This is a genomic window from Roseomonas sp. USHLN139, from assembly GCF_037145735.1.
Taxonomy (GTDB): domain Bacteria; phylum Pseudomonadota; class Alphaproteobacteria; order Acetobacterales; family Acetobacteraceae; genus Pseudoroseomonas.
This window is the reverse complement of the sequence record NZ_JBBCWY010000031.1, coordinates 1-1057: the sequence shown is the minus strand read 5'-3', so window position 1 is coordinate 1057 and position 1057 is coordinate 1. Positions and strand designations below refer to the sequence as shown.

Genomic DNA, 1057 nt, shown 5'->3' with positions numbered 1-1057 from the left:
TAGAGCATAATCCGATCATTCTGGTTCATATCCTGCGGCGGTGAAGTAGCTGGCACACTCCTGCGGTGAGAACTGCGGGAGGGCGTCACGGATGGCATCCCAGAGCGCATCAATGGTGCGGGTGGCGGCCTTGCGCAGGAGCGCCTTGAGCTTGGAGAAGGCGTTCTCGATCGGATTGAAGTCCGGCGAGTAGGGCGGCAGGAAACGCAGTGTCGCGCCTGCGGCTTGAATGGCGTCCCGGACGGCAGCGCCTTTGTGGGCGGGCAGGTTGTCGAGGATGACGATGTCGCCCGGGCGCAGGGTGGGTGCCAGAACCTGCTGTGTATAGGCGGTGAACCACTCGCCCGTCATGGCGCCGTCCAGCACCATCGGCGCGGTCAGGCCGGACAAGCGCAGCGCGCCGGTGAAGGTGGTCGTCTTCCAGTGACCGTGAGGCATGGGTGCCCGGCAGCGGGTGCCACGTTTGGAGCGGCCATAGAGCCGCGCCATCTTGGTGGAGGCGCTGGTCTCGTCGATGAAGACCAGCCGCTCGGGGTCCAGGTCAGGCTGCGCCTCGAACCAGGCCTCGCGCCTGGCGGCCACGTCCGGCCTCAGTTGCTCGGCGGCATGGGCTGTCTTTTTTTGACTGTCATGTGGTGCCTGTCCAGCAAGCGCCAGACGGTGCTCGGAGCCACTGCGACACCGTGGTCCCGCCGGAGCAGCTCGGCCAGCTCCACCAGCGTGATGTCGACCTTGGCGTCCACCGCGGCGAGGATGATGTCCTTGCAGGCTTCGGCACGCTGCGACCGGCGGTCGCCACCCTGGCGGCGTGCCTGGTCCCGGCCACTCTCTCGCCAATCCTGCATCCAACGGATCGCGCTGGACACGGAGACGCCGAACCGGGCCGCCGCAGCACGGCGGGATGAGCCCGCCTCCACGGCCGCAATGACGCGTGACCTAAGGTCGGACGACAGCGCTCTGCTCATCACCACCGGCCTCCTCCCGGCCAACAGGGTGAATCAGATTTCCAGCCGCCCGGGAATCCCCGTCCGAGTCAAACAGGTCGGATCATGCTCTA

1 protein-coding gene is annotated in these 1057 nt (G+C 66.5%); it reads right to left on the bottom strand.

Translation table 11 applies throughout. The annotated features are described in order from the left end of the window. Positions 1 to 15 precede the first annotated feature (15 nt). Positions 16 to 965, bottom strand: a protein-coding gene (locus tag WFI16_RS26890) for an IS630 family transposase (RefSeq protein ID WP_419900919.1) whose coding sequence is annotated in 2 segments (ribosomal slippage) — positions 16 to 626 and positions 626 to 965 — 951 coding nt in all. Because the reading frame shifts where the segments join, the coding sequence is not laid out codon by codon here. Positions 966 to 1057: the final 92 nt, after the last annotated feature.